This is a genomic window from Streptomyces galbus (assembly GCF_005280195.1).
Classification (GTDB): domain Bacteria; phylum Actinomycetota; class Actinomycetes; order Streptomycetales; family Streptomycetaceae; genus Streptomyces; species Streptomyces galbus.
Genome location: NZ_SZPR01000036.1, coordinates 1 through 24,831 on the forward strand (window position 1 = coordinate 1; position 24,831 = coordinate 24,831).

Genomic DNA, 24,831 nt, shown 5'->3' on the forward strand with positions numbered 1-24,831 from the left:
TGCCGGTGCGCCGTTCGGCCACGGTGGGTGCCGACCCGCGTTTCGCCGCCGCGGTCCGGGACCTGGTCGTGGAGCGCTCGGCCGTCGAACGCGGCCAGGACGCCACCCCCTGCGCCCTGGGCGCTCTGGGGCCCAGCCACCAGGTCTGTCCCGTCGGCTGCTGCCCCGCCCGTGCCGCCCGGCCCGCCGCCGCGGGCGCCGACAGCCCCTACGCGTGACGCCGGAGACGCAGCCCGACGCGCCTTCACGGCAAGGCGTCCACCCCCTGCCCGCGGTCACCGGGAGGGCGGCGCCTGCCGCAGCCCGGTGAGCCTGCGTACGGCGTCGCGCAGGCTCGTCACGTGGGTCAGCCCGAGCGGTCCCGCGTCGTCCGTGACCGGGTGCCAACCGGGGCCGCACAACAGCACCGGCGTCCGCGTCCGCGCGCCCCGGACACCCCACCGCGCCTCGGCGACACGTCCGGCGAGACCCAGGTCCGCCGTGTCACCGGTCTGGGCCCACAGGACGACAGCGAGGGACGCGACACGTCGTACGGCGGTGATCAGCGCGTCGGCCGGTACCGATCCGCCCAGCATGAGGACCGTCAGCCCTTCGTCGCCGAGGACGGCGGTGAGCACGTCGAGCGGGAGCGTGTGCTGCTCCCCGGGGAGACAGGACAGCAGTACGGGGAGTCCGGTGGCGGTCCGGCGGGTGCGGGCGGCGTCGAGGTAGTAGTGGCGCAGGGCGGCGGAGATGTGCCAGGACAGCAGGTGCTCCACCTCGACGTACTGGTCGCCCGAGGACTGCCACTTGCGTCCGACCGCCTGCAGCGCGGGGGACATCACTTCCTCCCACGCCACCGCGGGCCCGTGGTGGGTGACGGCCTGCCGCAACAGCTCCCGCACCTCTTCCGCGTCGAGGCGTACCGCGGCACGGGCGAGCCCCCGGCACTCGGGCCGGACCCGTCCGAGCGGCAGCCCGCTACCCGCACGCCCCGGGATGCCGTCGGTCCCGGCCGACGGCTCGAGGGAGGGCCCGTCCGGACCGTGTCCGTGCCCAGAGCCACGCGCGCGGAGCCGCGCGGTGCGCGCGGCCTCGGCCGGGGGAGTGCCCGTCGCGGTGAGCCGGCACATCTCCTGCGCCATGGCCACGTCGTCGGGTGACCAGCGCCGGTGGCGTCCGTCGGCCCTGGCCGCCGGTCCGAAGCCGTAGCGGCGGTCCCACGACCGCAGGGTCGTCGGGGAAACACCGAGCAGACGGGCGAGCTGTCCGGTGGTCAGACCCGCGACGGGCACGTCGTCATGCTGGGAGATCGCCATGCCCGCTCTTCCGGCCCGGGGGGACGCGCGGATGCGGGCGGGCGGCAGCGTCCGGCAGACGGGCGCGTCGGCGGGCGGGAGGCGTGCGGCGGACGAGAGGCGTGCGGGGAGGGACGTACGACCACATACGACCTCGACCGGGGTTGCATCGTTGGCGCATCGATGTGCTGTCGGACGCGGGCCCGGCCGCGAGTCGCACCTCAGCGGTGGCTCAGGCAGTCGCCGAGTCGCCGCAGCCCGCGTCGCGCGTGGCTCTTGACGGTGCCCAGGGGCCAGCCGGTGACCTGGGCGATCTGCGTCTGCGTGAGGTCCTCGAAGAACGCCAGCTCGATCACCGTGCGCTGCTGCACGCTCAGCTCGGCCAGGGACTGGCTGATCAGGACGCGGTCGAGTACCGACTGCGGGTCCGCGCCGGTCTGCCCCTCGCCGACCGCGAGCAGGGAGCCGGCGGTGGCCACCAGGGTGGCGCGGCGGCTGCGCGCCTCCAGGGCGTCGGCGATCTTGCGGCGGGTGATGCCCACCAGCCAGGCGGAGAACGCGCCGCGTTCGGGTCGGAACCCGGCGCGGCCGCGCCAGGCCGCGAGGAAGACCGTCTGCGTCACGTCCTCGGCCTCGTGCACGTCGCCCAGCGTGCGGCGGCACATGCCCTGCACCATGACGCCCCAGGTCCGGTACGCCTCGGCGAGCGCGGACTCGTCGCCGGCGGCGAACCGGGCGGCGAGGTCGGACCCGTCGTGGTGCACGGAGGGGGCCGTCGGGGAACTCGTCCGTGTGGCTGTCATGATCGACCACTCCCGTTTCCGAGGCTGTGCGGGTCCCACGGCTGTGGGATCGCTGTCCTCACGCACACCCGAGGACCGTGCGTCCAGCCTCGGCACCGATGCTTTGCGGGACAACTCGCACCGATCGTGCATCGAATACTCGCGCACGCAGCGAAACGCGGGGTCCAGCGCCGCATCCGGGAGCCCCGCCCGGGCGGAAGACAGGACGAGTTCCCCGTCTCACGACCTCCCTCGACGGAGACGGGGAGCTCGCCCCGCCGACCGCTGACGGGAGATCTCCGGGCCGACAGCACCCGCCCGCCGACCGGTGCGTCGGACGGCTGCACCTCGTCAAGCAGCAGGACGTGCTGCTGCGCGCCTGGCTCACCGCCGGCCTGTGGCCCACCCCTCGTCGTCCTCGACGCCATGGAGGCGGGCCTGCCGGCCGCCGGCCCGCGTCGCGGGGGAGTCGTGCACTACCTGCACGACGGCGTCAACGGGGTCCTCCTGGACACCGCGTCCGCGGCCACCCTGGCCGAGGACCTGGCGCGGCTGGTCGCGCTGCCCGAGCCGCGCCGCACACGCCTCGCGCGCGCCGGACGGGACACGGTGAACACCCGTTTTCTGGTCTCGGGGATGGCCGGGGCGCTGGCGGAGCTGTACCGGGACGCCGGGAGATCCGGACGGCGGAACCTAGTCCTGCGTGAGGCGGGGCGCCGTCAGGAAGAAGTCCCGCACGTCCGCCGCGAACAGCTCGGGCACCTCCATCGCGGCGAAGTGGCCCCCGCGGTCGAACTCCGACCAGTGCCTGATGTCGTACAGCCGCTCGGCGAGCGGTCGTACCGACTGGGTGATGTCGTGCGCGAACACGGCCACGCCGACCGGCACCGGGCAGGACGGGGCCTGGCGCTGCGACTCGCGGCCCAGTCGCGCGGAGGAGGCCGCGGTGGCGGTCAGCCAGTACAGGGAGACGTCGGTGAGCATCCGCTCGTCGTCGACCGGCGTGCGAGGATCGGTCCACTGGGCGAACCGCTCGGCTATCCAGGCCAGTTGGCCGACCGGCGAGTCGGTCAGGGCGTAGCCGAGGGTCTGCGGGGTGGTGGCCTGCAGGGCCTGGTACGGCGGCCGGTGGGCCATAAGCTCCCTGACCTTGTCCAGCCGGGCCTCGTCCGTGGCGGACAGGACGACGTCGGCGCCCGGATCCGGCCTGGTCGGCAGGTAGTTGACGTGCACGCCGACCACCTGATGGGGTGCCACCGCGCCGAGCGCCAGGGAGATGCCCGAGCCGAAGTCGCCTCCCTGGGCGCCGTAACGCTCGTACCCGAGACGGCGCATCAACTCCGCCCACGCCCGCGCGACCCGCACGACGTCCCAGCCCCGCTCGTGGGTCGGCCCGGAGAAGCCGAAGCCGGGGATCGACGGGATCACCAGGTGGAAGTCGCGCGACAACGGCTCGATCACGTCCAGGAATTCGACGAAGGAACCGGGCCAGCCGTGCGTGAGGACCAGCGCCGGCGCGTCCGGCCTGGCGGACCGTACGTGGACGAAGTGGACGGTCTGGCCGTCGATCTCGGTGATGAAGTGCGGCAGTTCGTTGAGCCGGGCCTCGTGGGCGCGCCAGTCGTACCCGGTGCGCCAGTGCTCGGCGAGTTGCCTCAGCCGCGCGAGCGGGAAGCCGTAGTCCCACCCGGCGTCGGCGACCTCATCGGGCCACCGGGTGCGCGAGAGGCGGTCGGCCAGGTCGTCGAGGTCGGCCTCCGGGATGTCGATGCGGAACGGCTTGATCATGAGTGCGCTCCCTGTCGTGGGCGACGGGATTGTTCGTCAGATAAACGTTCGTCGCACTAACGAGGGTAGACTGTTAGTGGCACTAACACAAGAGGCGTCAGACGCGGAGGACCGCCCCATGAGCCCGACCCCCGAAGCCACCCCGGCCCGGCTGCGCGCCATCCCCAGCCGCCTGCTCGCCCGGACCGCGACCGTCGCCGAGCGGCTCGTCGGGGAGCGCCTGGCCGCCGAGGGCGCTCACAAGTGGCACTTCGCGGTACTGGTCGCCCTCGACGAGGCGGGCCCCGCCAGTCAGGCGGACCTGAGCCGCCGCACCGGCATCTACCGCAGCGACATGGTGGCGGTGCTCAACCAGCTCTCCGGCACCGGATGCATCCGCCGCGACCCCGACCCCGCCGACCGGCGCCGCAACGTCATCACCCTCACCCCGGCCGGACAGCGCCGCCTGGACCGCCTCGACGCGCTCATCACCGACGCCCAGCGAGAACTCCTCGCCCCGCTCACATCGGAGCAGGGGAGGCAACTCGTGTCCCTGCTCGGCATCCTGACCGAGCATCACCAGCCGAAGCATCCCGGCGCGGCGGACGAGGAGTAGCCCACCCGCGCGAGCCGGGAGTCACCGCGTGTGCGAGGACCGGCTCACAGCCGGGTGGCCGTGCGGACCAGGCTCGCCAGCGCGAGGGAACGGCTGTGCGCCGGCCAGGCGATGTGGGTGACCACGGGCGGCGCGTCCGTCAGCGGGACGGCGGTGTGCTCGGCCCACAGCCAGGCGCGGGCGGACTCGGGGAAGACGGCCACGGTACGGCCGAGGGCGATGAGCTGGGCAAGCTGCGTCTGGTCCCGGATCTCCGGGCCGGGGCCGGGCGGGTAGACGCCGTCCCTGGCCCAGCGGGCGAGCGGCAGGTCGGGAACGTCGGTGACCTCGGCCACGGTCAGTGACCCACGCGCGGCGAGGGGGTGGCCGGACGGCAGGATCGCGATCTGCCCCTCGGTCATCAGCTCCTCGCTGTCGAACCCGACGAGCGAGTTGAACGGCGCGTGCATGAGCGCGACGTCGGCCCGGCCGTCGCGCAGCATCTCGCCCTGCTCGCACGTGCCGCTGGGCACCACCTCGACCTCGGCGGCGTCGGGTGCGGCGGCGTAGGCGTCCAGCAGCTTGTGCAGCAACTCGTGCGAGGAGCCGGCCTTCACCGCGAGCACCAGCCGGTTGCGGGAAGCCCCGGTTCCGTCCGCGCCGCCGGCCCGGCGGGTGCGGCGGACGGCGGCGGTGGCCGCCTCCAGTGCCGCGCGGCCCTCGTGGAGCAGCATCTCCCCGGCGCCGGTCAGGGTGACCCCGCGGCGGTCCCGCTCCAGCAGACGCACCCCGAGACGCCGTTCGAGCTGCTGGATCGCCCGCGACAGGGGCGGCTGGGCCATCCCGAGACGTACGGCGGCACGGCCGAAGTGCAGCTCCTCCGCCACGGCGACGAAGTACCTCAGCTCACGCGTCTCCAGGGTGTCCACAGCACCAGCGTACGTCCGTGATACCGCCCGGGTATCACAGGCCACCGGGCCGGTATTGGATGCGCCCGGCACCCGCGGGCGACCATCGACGGCAGGGACGGGGCCGCATCCGCGCCGGTCAGCGCGCTGCGGCGCGCCAGCGCCGGTCCACGCGTACGGCCGGCTCCCGTGCCCACCGCGCACCGCCCGCCCGACCTCTGAGCATGCCTCGCCCACAGAAGGACGCAGACTCACCATGAACACGCCCTCCACCTCACTGCCCGGCGGCACCTGGGCCCTCGGCGACCTGACCGTCAGCCGCTTCGGCTACGGCGCCATGCAGCTCGCCGGCCCCGGGGTCATGGGACCGCCCGCCGACCACGACGGCGCGCTCGCCGTCCTGCGCGAGGCCGTCCGCCTCGGGATCACCCACATCGACACCGCCGGCGCGTACGGGCCGCGCGTCACCAACCGGCTGATCCGGGAAGCGCTCCACCCGTACCCCGGCGCCCTGCACATCGTGACCAAGGTCGGCGCCGTCCGCGACGAGCAGGGCGGCTGGCCCCCCGCCCGGCGCCCCGAGGACCTGCGCCGCGCCGTCGAGGAGAACCTGGAGGACCTCGGCCTCGACGCGCTCGACGTGGTCAACCTGCGGATGGGCAACGCCCTCGGCCCCCTGCCCGGATCCCTCGCCGAACCCTTCGAGGCCCTCGTCGACCTCCAGCAGCGGGGCCTGATCCGTCACCTCGGAGTGAGCAACGCGACCGCGGACCAGGTCGAGGAGGCGCAGCGCATCGCGCCGATCGTCTGTGTGCAGAACATGTACAACCTGGCCTACCGCCAGGACGACGACCTGATCGACGACCTCGCCGCGAACAACATCGCCTACGTGCCGTTCTTCCCGCTCGGCGGTTTCAGCCCCCTGCAGTCCACGGCGCTGTCCGCCGTGGCCGACCGGCTGGACGCGACGCCGATGTCGGTGGCCCTGGCCTGGCTCCTCCAGCGCTCGCCCAACATCCTGCTGATTCCCGGGACTTCGTCGGTGTCGCACCTGCGGGAGAACATCACGGGGGCGGGACTGGTACTTCCCGACGACGCGTTGACCGAGCTGGACAAGATCGGCCGCTGAGAGCGCAGGGCGACCGCTGGGGCCGGCTGCGGCGCCGCCTCCGACGACGATCGCCGGGGCTACTGCGGCGCAGGCGTCCGCCTCGCCGTGCGGAAGTCGTAGGACGCCCACGCGACGACCGTCGCGGCACCCGCGAGCCCGGCCACGACGATCCGCAGGGGCCCGCTGGTCAGCAGGGCGGTCAAACCGACGACCAGCGCGCCGCCCAGCATGATCAGGCGGCTCATGTGGCGCTGCCGGGCCGGCTGGGAGTCCTCGCGGTCCTTGAGGTCGTGCACGGCGTCACGGGCCGGGTGCGCCGAGCCACGGCGCACCCGGGCGCGGTACGTCAGACCGTAGGTGATCACCGCGTACAGCGCGACGGCGGCCAGGGCCCAGAGCCAGCCGTCGGGGTCGTCACCCGAGCCTCGAGCCAGAAGCATGACGCCTGTCCTCCCCAGGGGGCTTCACGGTGCGTGGAACGCTCAACTGCTGTGTGCCTGGGCCGCGGCGGCGGCAGCGGGGTCGGCGGGACGGAAGCACGCCGTCACCGTCTTGCCGTGCCGCTGGCACTTCGTTCCCCACTCGTCGGCGAGTTCGCGCACGATGGCCACCCCGCGTCCGGAGACCGCGCCCGGCTCCGGCTCGCGCGGGCGCGGCAGCGACGGGTCCTCGTCGTGGACGCTGACCTGGAGGCAGTCGCCGTCCCAGGTGAGGACCAACTGGGCGTCACTGTGCGCATGGATGTGCGCGTTCGTGATCAGCTCGGACACCGCCAGCACGATGGCGTCCACCGTGTCCGGCTCGCCGGCCGTCCACGGCAGGGACTCCAGTCGTCCGCGTGTCCACTCCCGGCCGGCCCGCACTCCCTGGGACATGGGGAACGAATGCGCCCAGCCCTTCGCCTTAACTGCCACTGTCCGACTCCCTCTCCTTCGGCCACCGGCCAACGCTTGCACGCGCACCGTGTACCCGGCCGCCGACCCGACAGGCATGACGTCACCCTTCCGTGCAAGAGGCGGGCGGCCTCACGGGCGGCGGACCGGTGGTGTCGCCGGCCGGTGAGGAGCGGCGTGCGCCCGGTCAGCGGGTGGGTGGGAGCCGGTAGACGGAGACGTGGGAACGCGAGTCGGCGGTGAACGGCGAGCCGGCCCAGTCCGCGTGCCTGGCCTCCAGCTCGAACCCGGCGAGCCGGGCCATCAGGTCCAGTTCGGCGGGCCAGACGTAGCGGTGGGGGCTGCGCGCCAGCTCGGCGTTGCGCGTCCCGTCGAACCGGAAGTGGTGCGACACGACGAGCTGGTTCAGCACGTCGTAGGTGTCCAGGCCGATGTACCCGGGCTCGCACGCCCATACGGTGGCGGCCTGCCCCGGCGGCAGCTTGCGCAGCTCCGGCACCCAGAGCTCGATCACGAACCGGCCACCGGGCCCGAGATGCCGGGCCGCGTTGCGGAAGCAGTCCACCTGGGCGGACTGGCTGAGCAGGTTGGAGATGGTGTTGTAGACGAGGTAGACCAGGCTGTACGTGCCGGGAGCGGTGGCGGTCGTCATGTCACCGACGACGACCGGGACCGTCGCCTCGTCCGCCTTGGTGCGCAGTCGCTCCACCATCGGCTGTGACAACTCGATGCCGGTGACGGGCACTCCGCGCTCGGCCAGGGGGACGGCCACCCGGCCGGTCCCGACGGCGAACTCCAGTGCCGCTCCGCCCTCGGCGAGCTGGGCGAGCCGCTCCACCGTCGGACCCAGCACCTCGGGCGCGAACATGCCGGAGCCGGGTGTGTCGTAGCGCTGGGCGGTGTCGGCGTCCCAGATGTTCTCCTCGTCCATGCCCTCCACGTCATTCTTGTCGTTCGTGGCATTCATGGCATCCATGCCGTCAACGCTCGGTGCCGACGTGTCGGGTGTCCACCGAATATCGCTGGGGGCGCGCGGAGTTGGGGAGGGACGCTCAGCGTTGTCGGTAGTCACCGGCCCGGGTACCCAGCACGTTGAGCAGGGCCAGGGACTCGGCGCTGGGGGACCCGGACGGGGCGCTGTAGAGCACGAGGTGCTGGTCGCGTTCGGTGAGGGCGAGCGTGTCGCAGTCCACCGTGATCTCACCGACGGCCGGGTGACGGAAGGTCTTCGTGAGCATCGGCGCGGCCTGCACGTCGTGCCGCTCCCACAGCCGGGCGAACTCCCGGCTCCCGTCGCACAGTTCCTCGATGAGACCGGTCACGTCGGGGTCCGCCGGGTAGCGGGCGAGGGTGGTGCGCAACTGCGTGACGGCGTGGTGGCGGAACTCGGCCGCGTCGGAGATGCCGTAGAGCGGCGCGTCGTCGGTCCGCGGGCCGAGGAAGACCCGGCGCGCGAGATTGCGGTCCGCCGGCGCGAGGGGGGCGAAGTCCTCCATGAGCGCGGCCGCCAGGTCGTTCCAGGCGAGCACCTCGAACACGGCCGACGTCACGAAGGCGGCCGTGTGCGGCAGCCGCTCGAGCAGCGCGAGGATGCTCGGGCGGACGTCGCGCCGGTGGCGCCGGGCCCGGGTGGGCGCGGTCCCCGCGAGGACGTGGAGGTGGTCGGTCTCGGCCTCGGTGAGCCGCAGCGCGCCCGCGATCCCGGCGAGGACCTCGCCCGACGGCCTGGGTGCCCTGCCCTGCTCCAGCCGCACGTAGTACTCGGTGGAGATGTGCGCGAGCACCGCGGCCTCCTCGCGCCGCAGCCCCGGCGTTCGCCGGCGCGGCCCGGAGGGCAGGCCCACGTCCTCCGGCCGCAGCCGCTCACGACGGCTGCGGAGGAACGCGCCGAGCTCCTGCTTGTCCATACCCCCAGTCTGCACGCCGTCCGGCCGCGGATCCTGGTACAGCCTGTGCCTCCATCCGGCCCGGCGGCCGATCCCACACTGGGGTCATGACGCACACCACCCCCATCGCATCCATCGGCCTGCTCACCGGCAAGGTCGTCTTCATCACCGGCGCCAGCCGCGGCATCGGGGAGGCCGCCGCCCGGCTCTTCGCCGCCGAGGGCGCGGCCGTCGTGCTCGCGGCCCGCAGCGCCGAGGCCCTCGACCGGCTCGTCGGCGAGATCCGCGCCGACGGCGGCACCGCCGACGCCGTGACCCTGGACCTGGCCGACCAGGCGGGCATCCGCGCGGCCGTCGACCGGGTCGAGGAGCTGCACGGGCGGCTCGACGGCGCCTTCAACAACGGCGCGGCCATCCAGGAGCCCGGTCCGCTCGACACCACGAGCGACGAGGACATCGACACGCAGTTCGCCGTGAACTTCCGCTCGCACTGGACCGCCATGACCGCCGAGGCCGCCCTCATGCGACGCAACGGCGGCGGAGCGATCGTCAACACCTCCAGCATCGGCAGCCGCCGCGCGAACCCCGCCCTGCCCGCCTACGGCGCGATGAAGCGCGCGCTGAACAGCATCACCGAGACCGCCGCCGTGACCTGGGGCCGCGACGGTATCCGGGTGAACGGCATCACACCCGGCGGGACCGCCACGGCGATGATCGACGAGTGGGAAGCGGCGTCCCCGGGCATCATCGCGCGCAACACGGCGGCCACCCCGCTCGGCCGCATGGCCGAGCCCCGCGAGGTGGCCGAGGCGGCGGCGTGGCTGCTCAGCGACCGCGCCTCGATGGTGACCGGCGCGATCCTGCCGGTGGACGGGGGCGCGGGCGCCTGAGAGCCGGTCGGGCGAGGGGACGGCGGCCGTCTCACCGTCGGCTCCCCGCCAGGTGGCTCACCGGCCGAGCCGACGACGTGAGCCGGAGGAGGGGCCGTCCACTTCGAGCGGACGGCCCCTCGGTCCGCTACGCGGTTCCGTCGGGGATGTCGAGGCTCTGCGCCGGCCGTGCGGTGAGAGTTCCGGTGGCGGGATCGAGGATCCATGCCGTGCTGACGCCGGTGGCGGACACCGTGCGCAGGTCCGGTGTGCCGTCGCTGTTCAGATCGGCGGCCTGCAGAACGGGCAGGGCCGCCGAGTCGTAGCCGCTGTCGGCGAGGTGCAGGGGTGTGACGGGGGTGCCGTAGGCGAGGTCCTGCAGTTGCTGCGGGGTGTAGTAGTAAAGGGCTCCGGTCGCCTCGTTGCGGGCGAACAGGGCAGGCAGCCCGTCGACGAGGCTGCTGGTCAGGCTCCAGCCGGTCCAGTCTCCGGAGCCCGTGGGGTCGGTACCGGTCAGGGGCAGGGCGTTGTCGAGGCCGATGAACGCTCCGGGGGTCATCATGCCCGGCTCGTCCCAGAGTTGGCCGTTCACGACCATGAGCAGGTCGGGGAACCCGGCGCGGGGCATGTCGTTGACCGTGCGGTACAGGTCGCCACCGCCGGCGATGCTGGTGGCCTTGCTGCCAGGAGCGCCGGTGACACCGCTGGAGTCGGTGAAGACCAGCGAATTCACGTTCACCTCGTGACCGCTGTACGGGCTGAGCGCCGAGCCGTCGCCGTTGCCGAACAGGATCGTTCCGGTTCCGGTGGCCGGCCTGTAAGCGAGGACGTCGTTGAAGCCCGCGCCGGTCTGGAAGTGGCCGGTGATCGCCTGGATCCCGTCCCAGTCGGACGGGGAGCCCGGGCTGGCGGCACCTGTTCCTTGCTCTCCCACGTCGGTCACGTCGGGGTCGATCTGACCGTCGGCGGTGCCCCTGGCCAGCCACAGCCCGCTGGGCAGACCCGCCTGCGCGCCGACGACGGCGAGGTCGGGCAGATCGTCGCCGGTGAGGTCCCCGTCGGAGGCCGTGGGCGGCGGGTCGGCGAACAATCGGCAGTCCGTCCTGCCGTCGACGGCCCCGTCGGCCGACACGGGGGAACCCGCCGCCGTGCCGGTCCGGTACGAGGCAGGGCTCGCGTCGTCACCGCAGGCGGACCCGGAGGCGTCGGTGATGACCGGCCCGGGGCGGGTGGGGTCGTCAGGTGCGGTGTCGGCGTGGGCGCTGGTCACCGCACCGCAGAGGGAGAGCGCACCGAACGCTGTCGCTGTGGCCGCGCTCAGCATTCTGATACGCAGAGTGGATCTCACCTTCGTAACTCCCAGGTCTGGTCGACAAGGCCGGTCGTCTGGATCGACGTCCCGGGTGTGCCGCGAGCGCCCAATGCCCGTCCACGGGCCCTCGGGTCGCTCCTGCGGCAGCGGAGTCGATCACCGAGGGACGATCTCACGGCGTACGGCTGTCTGCCAGAGGGTTTGGTCCGCCGCACTGATCCCTCCCGCACGGCCAAGCTTCCGCCGCCTTCTCTCCGTTGACACCCCGCCCCCCGCGTGCTTGCATCCCGCCATGTCGTTCCCGACCCCTCTGACGCGCCGCCGAGCCGTGGACCTCGTCCGCGTGGCCGCCGCGCTGTGTCGGGCGAACGGCTGACCGCGCGCACTGACGGACCTCCCGGCCAACGACTGCGCCACCAGCGCGCGTTGGAGTGATCTCGCCCGGTGCTGACGGCTGCCCGCCCCGCCCGCTGCCAGGCCCTGCCCCACCACCCTTCCGCCCCCATGCCGAGGAACCTCCATGCCCTCTTCCGCACGCCCCGGTGACCGTCACGAGACCGCCTACGACCGCCGCAGGCTGCGCCAGTGGCTCGCGGGGGAGGCCAAGGCCGACGGCGTGTCCCGCCGTCGGCTGCTCACCCTGCTCGCGGCGACCGCCACGGCCACCGCCGCGGGGACGGCGCTCACCACCCCCGCGTCCGCGTCCGCCGCGCGGACCACGGCAGACGCCGTCGCCGACCGGCCGATCCTCAAGCCCCTGCCGCCCGAGTGGTTCATCGAGCGCGGCACCAACGCCGAGACCCGCTGGGAAGCGCTGCGCGGGACCGGCCACCACACCCCCAACGAGCTGTTCTTCGTCCGCAACCACACGGCCACGCCGGTGCTCGACGCCGACGACTGGCGGCTGCGGCTGTGGGGGAGCGGGCTGCGCGGGGCGCCCGGTGAGGACCGCCCGGTGGAGTTCGGGTACGACGACCTGCGAGCCCTGCCGGCCGTCACCCGCACCGCGTTCGTCGAGTGCGCGGGCAACGGGCGCTCCTTCTACTCGACGCAGCAGGGCGAGACCGTCACGGGGACCGCGTGGACGCTGGGGGCGATCGGGGTGGCGCGCTGGCGCGGCGTGCGCCTGTCCGACGTCCTGCGCAGGGCCGGGCTGACGTACCACGCCGTCGACGTGCAGCCGCGCGGGCTGGACGCCGAATACGTCAGCGGGGGCGAGAGCCTGGGGCGGGTCCGTCGGCCGCTGCCGCTGGCGAAGGCGCTCGACGACGTACTGCTGGCCTACGAGATGAACGGTGAGCGGCTGCCGCACGACCACGGGTATCCCGTGCGGGTGGTGGTGCCGTCCTGGGTGGGGATCGCGTCGATCAAGTGGGTGGGCGACATCGAGGTGTCCGCGCAGCCGCTGTTCTCGCCCTGGAACACCACCTTCTACCGGTTGTTCGGCCCCGCCCACCCCGAGGGCGGCAGCGCGCCGCTGAGCCGGCAGACCGTGAAGAGCGCCTTCGAGCTGGCGAGCGGGGCGACGTTCGCGGCGGGGCGCGGGTACGTCCTGCACGGGCGGTCGTGGTCGGGCGCGGGCGCCGTCGCCCACGTCGAGGTGAGCACGGACGGCGGAGCGACGTGGCGGCCCGCCCGGCTGCACGATCAGCCGCGCGCCGGCACCTGGACCCGCTGGTCCCTCGACTGGCGGCCCGCCGCACCGGGCGCCACCCACCTCCTGGCCCGCGCCACGGACACAGCCGGCCGCACGCAGCCGGACGTCGCCGTACCCAACACCCAGGGCTACCTGTTCGACGCGGTGGTCCGACATCCGGTGAGCGTCGTGTGACGCCCTACGGCGCAGAACCCAGCCGTGTGTAGCCTCGTGCGAGCACTGATCGACTTCGCGATCGGCTCACCAGGGGAGGACCATGAAGAGGATCAGCGGTTTCAGACGAAGAACCGGCTGGGCAGTGGGTGGAGGGGCAGTCGCCGTGCTGCTCCTGACGGCGACCGGAGCCCACGCCGAGGGCCGGGGTGACGTACGGGTGGTGTCGACCGTCGTCAACGGCGGGGCCAACGTCACGATCGGCACGACGCACAAGGTCGCGTTCCCGATCGCCATCACCGTCAAGGACGACTCCGGCGTCAAGGGGCTCTCGCGCGTCAGCACCTTCAACCGCTCCAACGGGTACGGCTTCTTCGACTGGACCGGCACGACATGCCGGAAGAAGTCGTCGACGACGTCGGTGTGCACCGCGATCATGTCGGTCGACCCGGCCTGGATCGCGGCCAGTGACGACATCGACAGCAACAGGGTCGCCGGGACCTGGATGGTGAACGCCACCGTGAACGCGAACGACGGCGACTACTGGATCTCCGACTCCCTCGCCGACTACAAGGTCAAGCGGGCCTCCCGGCTGACGACGGACGCGACTCCTGAGCCGGTCGCCAAGGGCGGGAAGCTCACGATCACCGGCAAGCTGTCCCGCGCCAACTGGGAGACGCTCACCTACCAGGGCTTCGCCGGGCAGGACGTGAAGCTCCAGTACCGCAAGGCCGGAGCCGCCCACTACAGCACGGTCAAGACCGTGCGGACGGGCGCTGCCGGGAAGCTCAGCACCAAGGTGACCGTCACCTCCGCGGGCAGTTGGCGGTGGTACTTCCCGGGCACGACGACAACGGCCCGGATCGTGTCGGCCGGTGACGCGGTGGTCCTCAAGTAGCCGACGAGCAGCCGACCGTACGCGGGAGACCGTCCGTCACCCAGGCACTGCCGCAGGGTGGCGGACGGCTCCGACGACCGGACGGATCGACGGGGCGGCGCGGTACGCCGCGTCACCCGGAAAACCCGACGACGTGCGGGGTCGTCCCCCTGTATCGTCCACTCTCCCGACTTCCCCGCCGTCACCTGTGGCGACCACGCCAAGAGAGTGACGCCCATGACCAGCCAGCGAGCGACGACGACCTTGTGGCGCCCCACCGGCCCCCAGGAGCTCGAGCTGGTGCGGGAGTCGAACTGGCGCGCCTGGCCGCCCAGGCTGCCCGAGCAGCCGATCTTCTACCCGGTCCTCAACGAGGACTACGCGGTCAGGATCGCGCGGGACTGGAACGTGAAGCACGACGGCGTCGGGTACGTCACGCGTTTCGACGTCGAGTCGGAGTACCTGAGCCGGTACCCCGTGCAGCAGGTCGGCGGGCGGACGATCCTGGAGCTCTGGGTGCCGGCCGAGGAGCTGGACGAGTTCAACGCCCACATCGTCGGTGACATCCAGGTGGTCCACGAGTTCCGCTGAGACGGGGCTCGTGGACGGTCGGTGGTGGCGGCCGCCAACCTCGACAGGCACGCCGACGACGGTCTGCGCCTGCTCGACGAGGTGCGCCTCACCGGCGTGACGCTGGTCGGCCACAGCTACGGCGGCATGGTGATCTCCGCCGCGGCCGACCGCGCCGACCCGCGCTGGCGGGTGAGCGAGGTGCCCACCGGCCACGACGCGATGCGGGAGGCCCCGGACGCCGTCGCCGCGCTCCTGGCGTGACCTCCGGCGGGTCGTTCAGCGGACCCGGATGAAGACCACGTCGTAACCGCTGTCGGTGGAGCGGGTCTTGACGTAGACGCCGTCGCTGCCGCCGTTGGGGTTGCTGGTGTTGCCCTCGACGGTGGTGAAGGACGAGCCGCCGGACACCGTGCGGACGATGCCTATGTGCTCGTTGCCGCCGGTGAAGTCGCTCCCGCCGTCCCAGTCGAAGGCGACGATGTCCCCGGGCTGGGGATTGGTGGTCACCGACAGGTGGTAGTTGCCGGCCCGGGCCTGCTTGACCCAGCCCGAGACGTAGGAGTTCCGGTAGGAGCTGGCACCCGTCTGCTTGGCCACCCAGCTCACGAACGTCGCGCACCAGGCGTAGTTGCTCGTGGACAGCGACAGGCCCACGGCCGCCCCGTAGCTGTTCGCGCGGGCGCTGCCCTCCACGGTGCCGACCTCGGCCTCGGCCACGTCGAGGATCTTGGCGTAGCCGCCGCCCGGGGCGGGCGACGACGGCGGGGTGACCGCTCCGTACAGGGCGGCCTTCGTGTCGGGCCCCACGTGGCCGTCGACCGCGAGGCCCTTCTCGGCCTGGAAGTCCCGGACGGCGCTGCCGGTCAGCGGGCCAAAGTCACCGTCGACGGCGAGATCGGCGCCGTGGTGGTTGAGCAGGCTCTGCAACTCCGTGACACAGCCGCTGCGCTGGCCCTGCACGATCTCGTTCGGGCAGGAGGCGGAGGTGAGGTTGACCGGGGCCGGGGCACCGTTGCCGCCGCCCCCGCCGATGTTCGCGTACAGGGCGGCCTTGGTGTTCGGACCGACCTGGCCGTCGGCGGACAGGCCGCTCGCCGCCTGGAAGGCCTTCACGGCCGCCAGGGTCTGCGGGCCGAAGCTGCCGTCGACGTCGACGCTCTGGCCCTTGCCGTTCAGCAGGGACTGCAGGGTGGCGACACACCCTCCGCTCTGCCCCTCCACGATGTTCTGCGGGCAGGACGCCGACCTCAGGTCCAGCCCCGTGGACGGCGACTCGTCGGTGTCGTACAGCGCCCGCTTCGTGTTCGTGCCGACCTGGCCGTCGGCCGTGAGCCCGTGGGCGGACTGGAAGCTGCGGACGGCGCTCGCCGTCCCGGCGCCGAAGTCACCGTCCACGTCGACCGCGTAGCCGTGGTGGACGAGCAGCCGCTGGAGCTCGGTGACGCAACCGCCCTTGGCGCCCTGGACGATGTTCGCCGGGCAGGACGAGGAGGTGAGGTCGACGGGGGCGGGCGCCGAGCCGCCGGTCGCGTACAGCTTGCTCTTCGTCGCGGGGCCCACCCGGCCGTCCACGGCGATGGCGGTGGCGGCCTGGTACTCACGGACGGCGTACAGCGTGGCCGCTCCGAACTGCCCGTCGACCGTCAGCCCGGCGCCGTGCGCGTTGAGCAGGTTCTGCAACTCGGTGACGCAGCCGCTGGTCTGGCCCTGCACGATCTCGTTCGGGCAGGACGCTGAGGTCAGCCTGACCGGTGCCGGAGCGGCCGCCGCCGGGTGGGCGCCGAGCACGAGCCCGGCCGCGACCATGGCCGCGGTGGCCGCGAAGGTCCCGACGCGGATCCGCCAGCCGGCCGCGGTCCGGCGCGTGTGCCGTGGGGACGGGGGTCCGTCCTCGGCGCGGGCGAGGGGGGCGAGTCTTCCCATGACGGCGTGGTTCTCCTTCGGTTGCGGGCTGCGTGGGGACAAGCGCGCCGCGGCCCGTCCTTGCAGGTCAAGGACGGGCCGCGGTCGGACGCTCGGTGACGGGGTCAGGCGGCGAAGCGCTTGAACGCCGCCCGGGTGCCCGAGCCGGCGATGCCGTCGATGTCACCGGTGTAGCCGTAGTCGGCCTTCAGCAGCCGCTGCAGGGCCTTGATGGTGTTGGGACCGGGGTCCCCGTCGATGTCGCCGGTGTAGCCCCAGTACTTGGCGAGGCACCGCTGGAAGGCCTTCCAGCTGTTGGTGCCCAGCTGCCCGTCGATGGCGCCCGTGTAGCCCCAGTAGTCCGCGAGGAACTCCTGGACGTTCTTGGCCTCGGCCGTGGTCAGGCCGAAGTTCTGCGTCCCGGCCAGGGCGGCGGCCTGCGCTGCCGTCGCCGTCTGCGCGGTGGGCGCGGTCGCCGCGAAGCTGGTGCCCGCGGTCGCCACACTGCCGGCGGCGAGCCCGGCAACGGCCACGAGGCCGGCGATGGTCGTGCCCAGAGCGTTCGGTCGCATGCGTTCCTCTTTCGGTCGGGGGGTGTGCGCGCCGCTCCCGTCTCTCCCGCCCGGCGGGAGTGGCGGCGAGACCAAAGGTGCAGGGTGGGCGGCCCCGGGGGCCACAGCTCCGCGACACATGACGGCCACGCGGGACGACCCCAAGGCTGACCTGCGGCGATGCGGTGCGGCGGGACGGCATGGCGGGACGGCTCGGCGGGACGGCGTGTGGGCCCGCTGTGACAGATGTGTCGGGGTCATGCAGAATGCGCAGCAGCGGAAGGGGGGCCGCCGACCACGCTCGTGACCGCTCTGGGGGAAACATGCCGCGCTCCAAGGCGCTGCCCGACGAACTGGACCCTCACGCCCGGCAGTTGGTGACCCGCTTACGCCGGCTGAAGGACCGCGACGAGCTGACCCTGCGGCACCTCGCGGCCAAGACCGGCTACAGCGCCAAGTCCTGGGAGCGCTACCTCGGCGGTACGTCCCTGCCGCCCCGTGAGGCCGTGGAGGCCCTGGCCCGGATCACGGGCACCGACCCGGCCCCCCTGCTCGCGCTGCGGGAGATCGCCGCCGACTCCTGGGACAGCCGCCGGACCCGGGCCGCGGAGGAAACGCGGCTCAGGGAGCAGGACGCGGTGGGTGAAGCGGGAGAACCGGAGGAAGCCGACGCGGCGGAGGAGACGCGGGGAGGGGAACCGGAACCACCGGGCCGGCCCACGGCACCTCGTCCCGTCACGCCCGCCCGCTTCCCGCACCTGGTCCTCACGACGGTCCTGGCCGTCCTGGTCGTCGCCCTCGGAACCGCGTTGCTGCTGGTGCTGCGCCACGACGACGCCGCTCCCGCGCACGTCGCCCCCACGCCCGCCAGCGCCACGGCCTCCCCGCCACCCGCCTACACCTGCCACCTCACGCGCGTCGACGGCCGGTGGGCGGCCGGCATCAACCACGGCCGCGACACCGAGATCGGTTACGGCGCCACGGGAGCCGACGTCGCCGAGGCGCAGTGCCTGCTGCGCCGGGCGGGCATCTCACCCGGCGGCATCGACGGCATGTTCGGCCCGTTGACGCTGCGCGCGGTCAAGACGTTCCAGACGCGGGCGGGCCTGGTCGCCGACGGCATGGTCGGGCCGCGCTCGTGGCAGGCGCTGCGCGGATGACGCAGGGCACACCCTCGCCACCAGGTGCCCGACTGGCCGCCGCCCTCCGGGAGTCGAAGGCGCGTACCGGCCTGAGCCTGGCGCAGCTCGCCGAGGCGACCACCTTCAGCAAGTCGTCCTGGCAGCGCTATCTGAACGGCGGAAGCCTGCCGCCGCGCAGCGCCGTCGTCGAGCTGTGCCGTCTCGCGGGCGAACCCGCGGACCACCCACTGGCGCTCCTGGACATCGCCCGTACGGACCGGACCGCTTCCCACGACGCCGAGCCCCCGGTGGGCGAGCCGCCGGTCCCCCCGGCCCCTCCGCGCCAGCAGCACACCGGCACCCGGGAGGAAGCGCCGACCCCGCACCCGGCTCCGGTCCCGGCCGACACGGCCCCCACCCACCCCGCCGCAGCCCCCCATCATCGCGGCGCCCTCGTCACCGTCCTCGCCGCGCTGCTCGCCCTGGCCCTGGGCGCGCTCGTCCTCGTCCACCTCCTCCCACCGCACCGCGAGCAGGGGCAACCGCCCCCCGCGGCCGCCTCCTCCACCACCGGCCCGCTCTGCCGGCACCGCTCCTGCCAGGACAAGGACCCGCTCACGACGCGCTGCGGCGCCGAACCGCAGACGCTCGCCGAGCACGAGACCGCCACGGGCGCCTGGATCCAGATCCGGTACAGCCCCGTCTGCGGGACGGGTTGGGCCCGGATGTGGGGCGCGGCCCTGGGTGACCGGGTCGAGATCCGGGCGGGCGGCGCCGACGGCCCGGTCCACGGGGCCCGGGTCACCACCCGCACCGAAGCGGACACCTACGTCCACACCCTCATGAGCGTGGTGGACCCCCGTACATCGTTGCAAGCCTGCTTCACCCCGGCGGCGGGCGGTGCGAAGGAGTGCTTCGGGGCCGTCGCAGACGACGCGACGGCCGCCACGGCCCCCTGACCGGCGGTCAAGCATCTCCCGGTGCAACGAAGCCCGTTGAAGGTGTGGACAGCGGGAAACGCGCGTGATCTCATGCGCTCGGACCGTCATGACAACGTTGTAAATGGCCCAAGGGAGCATGCTGTGCGACCAACGCCTTCGAGATGGCCCCGGAACTGGCGCCCCCCTCTGATCGGCCCCCTGGCGGCCGGACTCTCGGCGGGACTCCTGCTGACCGTCCCCAGTGTCGCGGCCGCGGACAGTGCCGGCGCGCCGAAGCGCACGGGGACGGTGTCCGTGTCGGACGCCCGGTTCCAGGTCCTGTCACCGACCCTGATCCGCACCGAGTACGCGGGTGACGGCCGCTTCGAGGACCGTTCCACCTTCAACGCGATCGGCCGGGGCTCCTTCACGCCGCCCCCCTACACCTCGTCGGTCCGCGACGGCGTCCTCACCCTCACCACCAGCGCGGTGACCCTGCGGTACCGGGTCGGCTCCGGTCCCTTCACCGCGGACAACCTGACCGTGAGCCTCAAGGCGGGGCAGCAGCCGGTGCAGGCGGCTCCCTGGCAGCACCGCGTCTGCGCGCCCGGCGCCCTGTGCGAGGCGGAGGACCAGCGCTACGACGGGCCCGGACTCGCCACCGACCACGGCGGGTTCACCGGCAAGGGCTTCCTGGCCGGGTTCGAGGCAGACAACAACTCCCTGTCCGCCGACGTGCGGACGACGGCCGCCGGCACGTACGACTTCGCCGTGCGCTACGCCAACTCCGGCGGCAGCGACGGCCGCCACGAGACCCGGACGCTCAGCCTGAGCGTGGACGGCGGCGCCGACCGCACGTTCAGCCTCCCCGAGACGAAGGACTGGAACACCTGGGGAGTGGCCCGGCTGCCGCTGTCCCTCGGAGCCGGTCCCCACACGGTCACCCTGCACCGCACGGCGGCCGACTCCGGCAGCGTCAACGTCGACAGCGTGGCTCTCCTCGCACCCGGGGCCGCCTACCCCTCCCGGGCCGACAGCGCCCTGCCCGGCTGCCGCTTCGGCACGAGCTGCGAGGCCGAGGACGCCCTCCTGTCGGGCTCCGCGGTCGTCGCCACCGACCACAAGGGCCACGCGGGCTACGGCTTCACCGCCGAGCTCAACCAGGGGGCCGGCCTCACCGACCGCGTCGCGGGCGTCCCCGAGGACGGCACCTACCTGCTGCACGTGCGCTACGCCAACGGCACCGGCGGCGACGGCCTGCACCAGGCACGCACCGTGCGGGTCACCACCCCGGGCGGCACCGACGCCAGCCTCTCCCTGCCCCCGACGGACACCTGGGACTCCTGGGCGACGGCTTCGCTGCCCGTGCGGCTGAAGGCGGGCACGGACAGCGTCACCCTCGGCTGCCCCGACACCACGAGCTGCCACGTGAACGTCGACAGCCTGGCGCTCGCCGGCCTGCAGGCGCCCGCCCCCGCGCCCCACCTCGCCCTCGGCGGCTACCGGCGGAGCCTCGACGGCCTCAACGGCGACAGCGAGCCCGTCCCCTGGACCACCCCGGGGCTGCTGCACCGCGACGGCTGGTACCTGCTCGACGACACGGCGTCGGCCGTCCACGACCCGGCCACCCGGAAGACGTCCGCCCGCCCGGCCCACGGCGGACAGCCCTACCAGGACGGCTACCTCTTCGGCTACGGCCACGACTACCAGCGGGGCCTGTCCGACCTGGCCACGCTGACCGGTCCGCCGCAGCTGCTGCCGCGGTGGGCGTACGGCGTCTGGTACTCCGAGTACATCGACCGCACGGCGAGCGACTACGAGAACACCGTCCTGCCCGCGTTCCGCGCGGCGGGCGTGCCCCTCGACGTCCTCGTCACCGACACCGACTTCAAGGCGCCCAACACCTGGTCCGGCTGGAACTTCGACCCGGCCAAGTACCCCGACCCGAAGGGGTTCTTCGACTGGTCCGCCGGACAGGGCCTGCACAACACCCTGAACGTCCACCCCAGCATCCTGGGCGACGACCCGCAGTTCGCGAAGGCGCAGGCCACGGCCAAGGGCAAGCTGCGCAAGGGCGGCTGCGGATCGGCGGGCGGCGCGGACTGCTACACCTTCGACTTCGGCGACCCCGACCAGCTCGCGGCCTACCTCGACCTGCACCGGCCGATGGACCGGGCGGGCAACGACTTCTGGTGGCTGGACTGGTGCTGCGACACCTCAAGGTCCTCGCAGGCCGGTGTCACCCCGGACGCGTGGATCAACCAGCAGTACGCCGACCTCACCGCCGAGACCAGCGAGCGGGGCTTCGTCCTCTCCCGCGCCTACGGCTCCCTCCAGGCCGGCGGCTACAGCGGGGGAGTGGGCCTGCCCACCGGGCCCTGGGCCGACAAGCGGACCACGCTGCACTTCACGGGCGACACCACCTCCAACTGGGGCACCCTGCGCGCCGAGGTCGGCTACACGCCGGGTGAGTCCGCCGCCACCGGCATGGCCGCCGTCAGCCACGACATCGGCGGCCACAACGACGGCTACGGCATCCCGGGGGCGGAGACGTACACCTCCGGCGGCCAGACCCACCGCACCACCAAGCTGCCCGACGACCTGTACGCACGCTGGGTGCAGTTTGGCACGTTCCAGCCCGTCGACCGCCTGCACAGCAACCACAGCGACCGGCTGCCCTGGCAGTACGGCCCCGAGGCGAAGGCGTCCGCCGAGAAGTTCCTGCGGCTCCGGGAGTCGCTGGTGCCGTACACCTACACCCTCGCCCAGCAGGCCGCCGTCACCGGCGTCCCGATCGTGCGGCCGCTGTACCTGCAGTACCCGGAGGAGGAGAACGCCTACAGCAAGGCGGGCACCGAGTACCTGTACGGTCCCGACATGCTGGTCGCGCCGGTCACCACGCCCGGCACCAGCACGACCACGTCGGTCTGGTTCCCGCCGGGGCAGTGGACCGACTACTTCACCGGACGCACGTACACCGCGCCCGCGGGCGGCGCCAGTCACGACGTCACCACGACCCTGGACACCATGCCGGTCTTCGTCCGCGCGGGCTCCGTCGTCACCACCCGCGCCGAGAACGTGACCAGTGACGCGCAGCACCCGCTCGACAAGGCCGCCGTCACCGTCACGGCGGGAGCCTCCGGCTCCTTCTCGCTCTACGAGGACGACGGCGTCAGCCCCGTGTCCGAGCGGGCGGTGACCACGCGGCTGCGGTACACCGAGCACCACGGCACCCACCTGCTGACGATCGACCCCGCCAGGGGGTCCTTCAAGGGCCAGGTGAGCCGGCGGGCGTGGACGGTGTCCTTCCGCGGCGTGGACGCCGAGCCGAGCCGCGTGACCCTGAACGGTGGCGCGACGGCGGCGAGCGCCTGGCAGTACGACGCCGACACGCACACCCTCAGCGTGACGCTGCCCGCGCGCAGCGTCCGCAAGGCGACGACGGTCATGTACCGCTAGTCAGGCCCTCGAGGGGCGGGGTGCCCCGGTCCGGACTGCCGGGCCGGGGCACCCTTTCGCCGTGCGGGACGCCCCCGCTACGCGGGGGACCCGGCGCCCGGGAGCCGCTCCCACACGATGTGCGGCGCCAGTGCGTCGAGGAAGCCGGGAGCGTCGAAGAGAGCGCCGGCGGAGGCGACACCGGTCGTGCGGATACGGCCGGTGAGGACGCGGTCGACGGCTTCCGCGGCGAGCGGCGCGGTGACGGCGTAGATGTCCTGGCCGCGGGCGACGGCGCGGCGTTCCTCGGTGCCCCGCCGCACGACGACGTCGACGACGAACGTCTGGGCGGAGCGGCCGCGTCCGTCGACCGGGGTCGGGGCCGGGGTGTCCGGGCTCGTCACGCCGGCGGCCGCTTCGGTCGACATGTACGTGCGTACCTCGGGAACGGCCAGGTGGCTGGGCAGCGTCACGACGTCCGCCATGGTGAACTCGCTGACGACGGGCCGCGAGCCCAGGGGCTCGGGGAACGGCCATGTCACCGTGGACAGTTCGTCGTCGTGGTACCGCAGCCGTCCGCCCGTGAAGCGCACCCGGCGGCCACCGCGCCGCTCGGCGGAGACCCTGCCCGCCAGGCGCGTGCCCCGCGTCGGCTCCCAGCCGCTGAGGCCGTACGCGATGTGCGCCTCGTCGGCCGTGGTCCAGTCGCCCGCCGCGGCGGTCGCCAGGAGGTCACCGAGCCCGCCGTAGAAGGCCATCGCGGGTACGACGACCACTCCCTCCCGGCGGGCCCGCTCGGAGAACCGGGTGAACGTGTCGTCGTTCGCCTCGATCTCCGCCGCCACGTCGACGTACGGGATCCGTGCCCGCAGGGCGGCCTCGACCACCGGGCCCGCCGTGGTGGCGAACGGGCCCGCACAGTTGACCACGGCCGCCGCACCGGCGAGCGCCGCGTCCAGGGAGGACGGGTCGTCGACCGCTGCGGGACGGACCTCCGGCCCGGGGTGCCCGTCCGCCAGGGATTTCAGCCGGCCCGCGTCACGTCCGGCGAGGACCGGCACGAACCCCCGCTCGCGCAGGTGCCCCACCACGAACCGGCCGGTGTGCCCGTACGCGCCGTACACCGTCACCGTCTGTCCCGCTGCCATGTCCGCTCCCGCACCTCGCGCCGATCAACGGGATCCATCCTGGTGGCGGGCGTGCGTCGGCCGTGAGTGTCAGGAACGACACGCCCCGTACAATTACGGACATGACATCGGTGGCACTGGCCGTCACGGACGGGATGCTGCACTTCGAACTGGGCGTGGCGCAGGAGGTGTTCGGCCCGGCCCCGGCCGCGGTGACCGGACCCTGGTACGACGTCGTGGTCTGCGGCCCGCGCCCGGTGCGCGTGGGGCGTTACCTCGTGGAGCCCGACCGCGGTCTCGACGCGCTCCCGGCGGCGGACACGGTCATCGTCCCCGGGTGGGCGGACGTCGACGTCGACCCGCCCGGCGACCTGGTCGACGCGGTGCGCGCGGCCCACGACGCCGGTTCCCGCGTGGTCTCCCTGTGCACCGGTGCGTTCGTGCTGGCCGCGGCGGGCCTGCTGGACGGCAGGCGCGCCACCACCCACTGGGCCCACACCGACGTCCTGGCGGCCCGCCACCCCCGGGTGGAGGTCGACCCGGACGTCCTGTACGTGGACGGCGGCACCGTCCTCACCTCGGCGGGCAAGGCGGCGTCGCTCGACCTGTGCCTGCACCTGGTCCGCCTCGACCACGGATCCGCCGTGGCGAACACGGTCGCCCGCAACCTGGTCGTCCCGCCGCACCGGTCCGGCGGGCAGGCGCAGTTCGTCACCCGGCCCGTGCCCGACCACGACACCCACCCGCTCACCGCGCTGATCCCGTGGGTCGTCGAGCGCCTCGACCAGCCGCTGACGGTGGAGGACCTGGCCCGCCGGGCCGGCATGAGCTCGCGCCACCTCACCCGCCACTTCCGGGCGGCCACCGGCACCACCCCCCTGCAGTGGCTGCTCGCCCAGCGCATCCGCCACGCGCAGGAGCTGCTGGAGAAGACCGACGACGGCATCGACGGCATCGCCGCCGCCACGGGCATGGGGACCGCGACCACGCTGCGCCGCCACTTCAACCGCGTCGTCGGCGTCCCCCCGGACACCTACCGCCGCACCTTCCGCACCCGGACCGGCCCGGCCCCCCGGCCCGTCCCGGCGCCCGAGTGACCGGGCGGAAGGCCA

General features: G+C 73.3%; 24 protein-coding genes and 2 pseudogenes. 14 read left to right on the forward strand and 12 right to left on the reverse strand.

The window, feature by feature from the left end; all coding sequences use genetic code 11:
* Positions 1 to 218: pseudogene (locus E4U92_RS33350) on the forward strand (ferrochelatase); the annotation flags it as partial.
* 57 nt (positions 219 to 275) lie between these two features.
* Here E4U92_RS33350 and E4U92_RS33355 read toward each other — a convergent pair.
* Together E4U92_RS33355 and E4U92_RS33360 are read right to left on the reverse strand one after the other, a co-directional pair.
* Positions 276 to 1,298, reverse strand: coding sequence for a MerR family transcriptional regulator (locus E4U92_RS33355; protein ID WP_137304189.1), 1,023 nt, complete (start codon positions 1,296 to 1,298; stop codon positions 276 to 278).
* Between the two features lie 200 nt (positions 1,299 to 1,498).
* Positions 1,499 to 2,080 carry an RNA polymerase sigma factor gene (locus tag E4U92_RS33360; protein ID WP_137304190.1) on the reverse strand — a complete coding sequence of 194 codons (582 nt, stop codon included), beginning with the start codon at positions 2,078 to 2,080 and terminating at the stop codon, positions 1,499 to 1,501.
* 126 nt (positions 2,081 to 2,206) lie between these two features.
* Between E4U92_RS33360 and E4U92_RS37275 the strand changes: the two are divergent.
* Positions 2,207 to 2,650, forward strand: a pseudogene (locus E4U92_RS37275) (glycosyltransferase); the annotation flags it as partial.
* A 102-nt stretch (positions 2,651 to 2,752) separates the two neighbouring features.
* Here E4U92_RS37275 and E4U92_RS33370 read toward each other — a convergent pair.
* Positions 2,753 to 3,847: an epoxide hydrolase family protein gene (locus tag E4U92_RS33370; RefSeq protein ID WP_137304191.1), complete on the reverse strand. Its 1,095-nt coding sequence runs from the start codon at positions 3,845 to 3,847 to the stop codon at positions 2,753 to 2,755.
* 118 nt (positions 3,848 to 3,965) lie between these two features.
* On the opposite strand from E4U92_RS33370, the gene E4U92_RS33375 reads away from it, so the two are divergent.
* Complete coding sequence (locus E4U92_RS33375; protein WP_137304192.1) at positions 3,966 to 4,442, forward strand: MarR family winged helix-turn-helix transcriptional regulator; 477 nt, start codon at positions 3,966 to 3,968, stop codon at positions 4,440 to 4,442.
* Positions 4,443 to 4,486: 44 nt separating this feature from the next.
* Here the strand turns inward: E4U92_RS33375 and E4U92_RS33380 are convergent, their stop codons facing one another.
* Positions 4,487 to 5,350 (reverse strand): LysR family transcriptional regulator, encoded by an 864-nt coding sequence (locus tag E4U92_RS33380; RefSeq protein ID WP_137304193.1) that lies wholly within the window; start codon positions 5,348 to 5,350, stop codon positions 4,487 to 4,489.
* Positions 5,351 to 5,585: 235 nt separating this feature from the next.
* Between E4U92_RS33380 and E4U92_RS33385 the strand changes: the two genes are divergently transcribed.
* On the forward strand, positions 5,586 to 6,458 hold the full coding sequence (locus E4U92_RS33385) for an aldo/keto reductase family oxidoreductase (protein WP_137304194.1): 873 nt from the start codon (positions 5,586 to 5,588) through the stop codon (positions 6,456 to 6,458).
* Positions 6,459 to 6,517: 59 nt separating this feature from the next.
* Here E4U92_RS33385 and E4U92_RS33390 read toward each other — a convergent pair whose 3' ends face one another.
* The 4 genes from E4U92_RS33390 to E4U92_RS33405 form a co-directional block, all read right to left on the reverse strand.
* Complete coding sequence (locus E4U92_RS33390; protein WP_137304195.1) at positions 6,518 to 6,880, reverse strand: hypothetical protein; 363 nt, start codon at positions 6,878 to 6,880, stop codon at positions 6,518 to 6,520.
* A gap of 42 nt (positions 6,881 to 6,922) precedes the next feature.
* A complete protein-coding gene (locus E4U92_RS33395; RefSeq protein ID WP_137304196.1) occupies positions 6,923 to 7,354 on the reverse strand; it encodes an ATP-binding protein in 432 nt (143 codons plus the stop codon).
* Between the two features lie 166 nt (positions 7,355 to 7,520).
* Positions 7,521 to 8,264: a class I SAM-dependent methyltransferase gene (locus E4U92_RS33400; protein WP_137304265.1), complete on the reverse strand. Its 744-nt coding sequence runs from the start codon at positions 8,262 to 8,264 to the stop codon at positions 7,521 to 7,523.
* 121 nt (positions 8,265 to 8,385) lie between these two features.
* Entirely contained in the window at positions 8,386 to 9,240 is an 855-nt protein-coding gene (locus tag E4U92_RS33405; RefSeq protein ID WP_137304197.1) for a helix-turn-helix transcriptional regulator, read from the reverse strand.
* A gap of 86 nt (positions 9,241 to 9,326) precedes the next feature.
* Here E4U92_RS33405 and E4U92_RS33410 point away from each other — a divergent pair, with 86 nt between their 5' ends.
* Positions 9,327 to 10,109 carry an SDR family NAD(P)-dependent oxidoreductase gene (locus E4U92_RS33410; RefSeq protein ID WP_137304198.1) on the forward strand — a complete coding sequence of 261 codons (783 nt, stop codon included), beginning with the start codon at positions 9,327 to 9,329 and terminating at the stop codon, positions 10,107 to 10,109.
* A 127-nt stretch (positions 10,110 to 10,236) separates the two neighbouring features.
* Here the strand turns inward: E4U92_RS33410 and E4U92_RS33415 are convergent, their stop codons facing one another.
* Positions 10,237 to 11,358 carry a hypothetical protein gene (locus E4U92_RS33415; protein ID WP_137304199.1) on the reverse strand — a complete coding sequence of 374 codons (1,122 nt, stop codon included), beginning with the start codon at positions 11,356 to 11,358 and terminating at the stop codon, positions 10,237 to 10,239.
* Between the two features lie 334 nt (positions 11,359 to 11,692).
* Here E4U92_RS33415 and E4U92_RS37280 point away from each other — a divergent pair, with 334 nt between their 5' ends.
* The 5 genes from E4U92_RS37280 to E4U92_RS33435 all read left to right on the forward strand — a co-directional run bounded on the left by E4U92_RS37280 (position 11,693) and on the right by E4U92_RS33435 (position 14,921).
* Positions 11,693 to 11,776: a putative leader peptide gene (locus E4U92_RS37280; protein WP_376741233.1), complete on the forward strand. Its 84-nt coding sequence runs from the start codon at positions 11,693 to 11,695 to the stop codon at positions 11,774 to 11,776.
* Positions 11,777 to 11,920: 144 nt separating this feature from the next.
* Positions 11,921 to 13,231 (forward strand): sulfite oxidase, encoded by a 1,311-nt coding sequence (locus E4U92_RS33420; protein ID WP_137304200.1) that lies wholly within the window; start codon positions 11,921 to 11,923, stop codon positions 13,229 to 13,231.
* Positions 13,232 to 13,355: 124 nt separating this feature from the next.
* Positions 13,356 to 14,108, forward strand: coding sequence for a hypothetical protein (locus E4U92_RS33425; RefSeq protein ID WP_137304201.1), 753 nt, complete (start codon positions 13,356 to 13,358; stop codon positions 14,106 to 14,108).
* Between the two features lie 216 nt (positions 14,109 to 14,324).
* Positions 14,325 to 14,678, forward strand: a complete 354-nt coding sequence (locus tag E4U92_RS33430; RefSeq protein WP_137304202.1) for a hypothetical protein — start codon at positions 14,325 to 14,327, stop codon at positions 14,676 to 14,678.
* 21 nt (positions 14,679 to 14,699) lie between these two features.
* Positions 14,700 to 14,921: an alpha/beta fold hydrolase gene (locus E4U92_RS33435; protein WP_229863358.1), complete on the forward strand. Its 222-nt coding sequence runs from the start codon at positions 14,700 to 14,702 to the stop codon at positions 14,919 to 14,921.
* 15 nt (positions 14,922 to 14,936) lie between these two features.
* Here the strand turns inward: E4U92_RS33435 and E4U92_RS33440 are convergent, their stop codons facing one another.
* Both E4U92_RS33440 and E4U92_RS33445 read right to left on the reverse strand, forming a co-directional pair.
* Positions 14,937 to 16,583: a peptidoglycan-binding protein gene (locus E4U92_RS33440; RefSeq protein WP_137304203.1), complete on the reverse strand. Its 1,647-nt coding sequence runs from the start codon at positions 16,581 to 16,583 to the stop codon at positions 14,937 to 14,939.
* A gap of 104 nt (positions 16,584 to 16,687) precedes the next feature.
* Positions 16,688 to 17,134 (reverse strand): peptidoglycan-binding domain-containing protein, encoded by a 447-nt coding sequence (locus E4U92_RS33445; protein WP_137304204.1) that lies wholly within the window; start codon positions 17,132 to 17,134, stop codon positions 16,688 to 16,690.
* Positions 17,135 to 17,436: 302 nt separating this feature from the next.
* Here E4U92_RS33445 and E4U92_RS33450 point away from each other — a divergent pair, with 302 nt between their 5' ends.
* From E4U92_RS33450 to E4U92_RS33460, 3 genes are all read left to right on the forward strand, one after another.
* Positions 17,437 to 18,273 (forward strand): peptidoglycan-binding protein, encoded by an 837-nt coding sequence (locus E4U92_RS33450; RefSeq protein WP_137304205.1) that lies wholly within the window; start codon positions 17,437 to 17,439, stop codon positions 18,271 to 18,273.
* Positions 18,270 to 19,193 carry a helix-turn-helix domain-containing protein gene (locus tag E4U92_RS33455; protein WP_137304206.1) on the forward strand — a complete coding sequence of 308 codons (924 nt, stop codon included), beginning with the start codon at positions 18,270 to 18,272 and terminating at the stop codon, positions 19,191 to 19,193. The genes E4U92_RS33450 and E4U92_RS33455 overlap by 4 nt, the downstream gene beginning before the upstream one ends.
* 210 nt (positions 19,194 to 19,403) lie before the next feature.
* Positions 19,404 to 22,613 (forward strand): TIM-barrel domain-containing protein, encoded by a 3,210-nt coding sequence (locus E4U92_RS33460; RefSeq protein ID WP_373311707.1) that lies wholly within the window; start codon positions 19,404 to 19,406, stop codon positions 22,611 to 22,613.
* Between the two features lie 77 nt (positions 22,614 to 22,690).
* Here the strand turns inward: E4U92_RS33460 and E4U92_RS33465 are convergent, their stop codons facing one another.
* Positions 22,691 to 23,740: a saccharopine dehydrogenase family protein gene (locus E4U92_RS33465; RefSeq protein WP_137304207.1), complete on the reverse strand. Its 1,050-nt coding sequence runs from the start codon at positions 23,738 to 23,740 to the stop codon at positions 22,691 to 22,693.
* 101 nt (positions 23,741 to 23,841) lie between these two features.
* Here E4U92_RS33465 and E4U92_RS33470 point away from each other — a divergent pair, with 101 nt between their 5' ends.
* On the forward strand, positions 23,842 to 24,816 hold the full coding sequence (locus tag E4U92_RS33470) for a helix-turn-helix domain-containing protein (protein ID WP_137304208.1): 975 nt from the start codon (positions 23,842 to 23,844) through the stop codon (positions 24,814 to 24,816).
* The last annotated feature ends 15 nt before the right edge of the window (positions 24,817 to 24,831 follow it).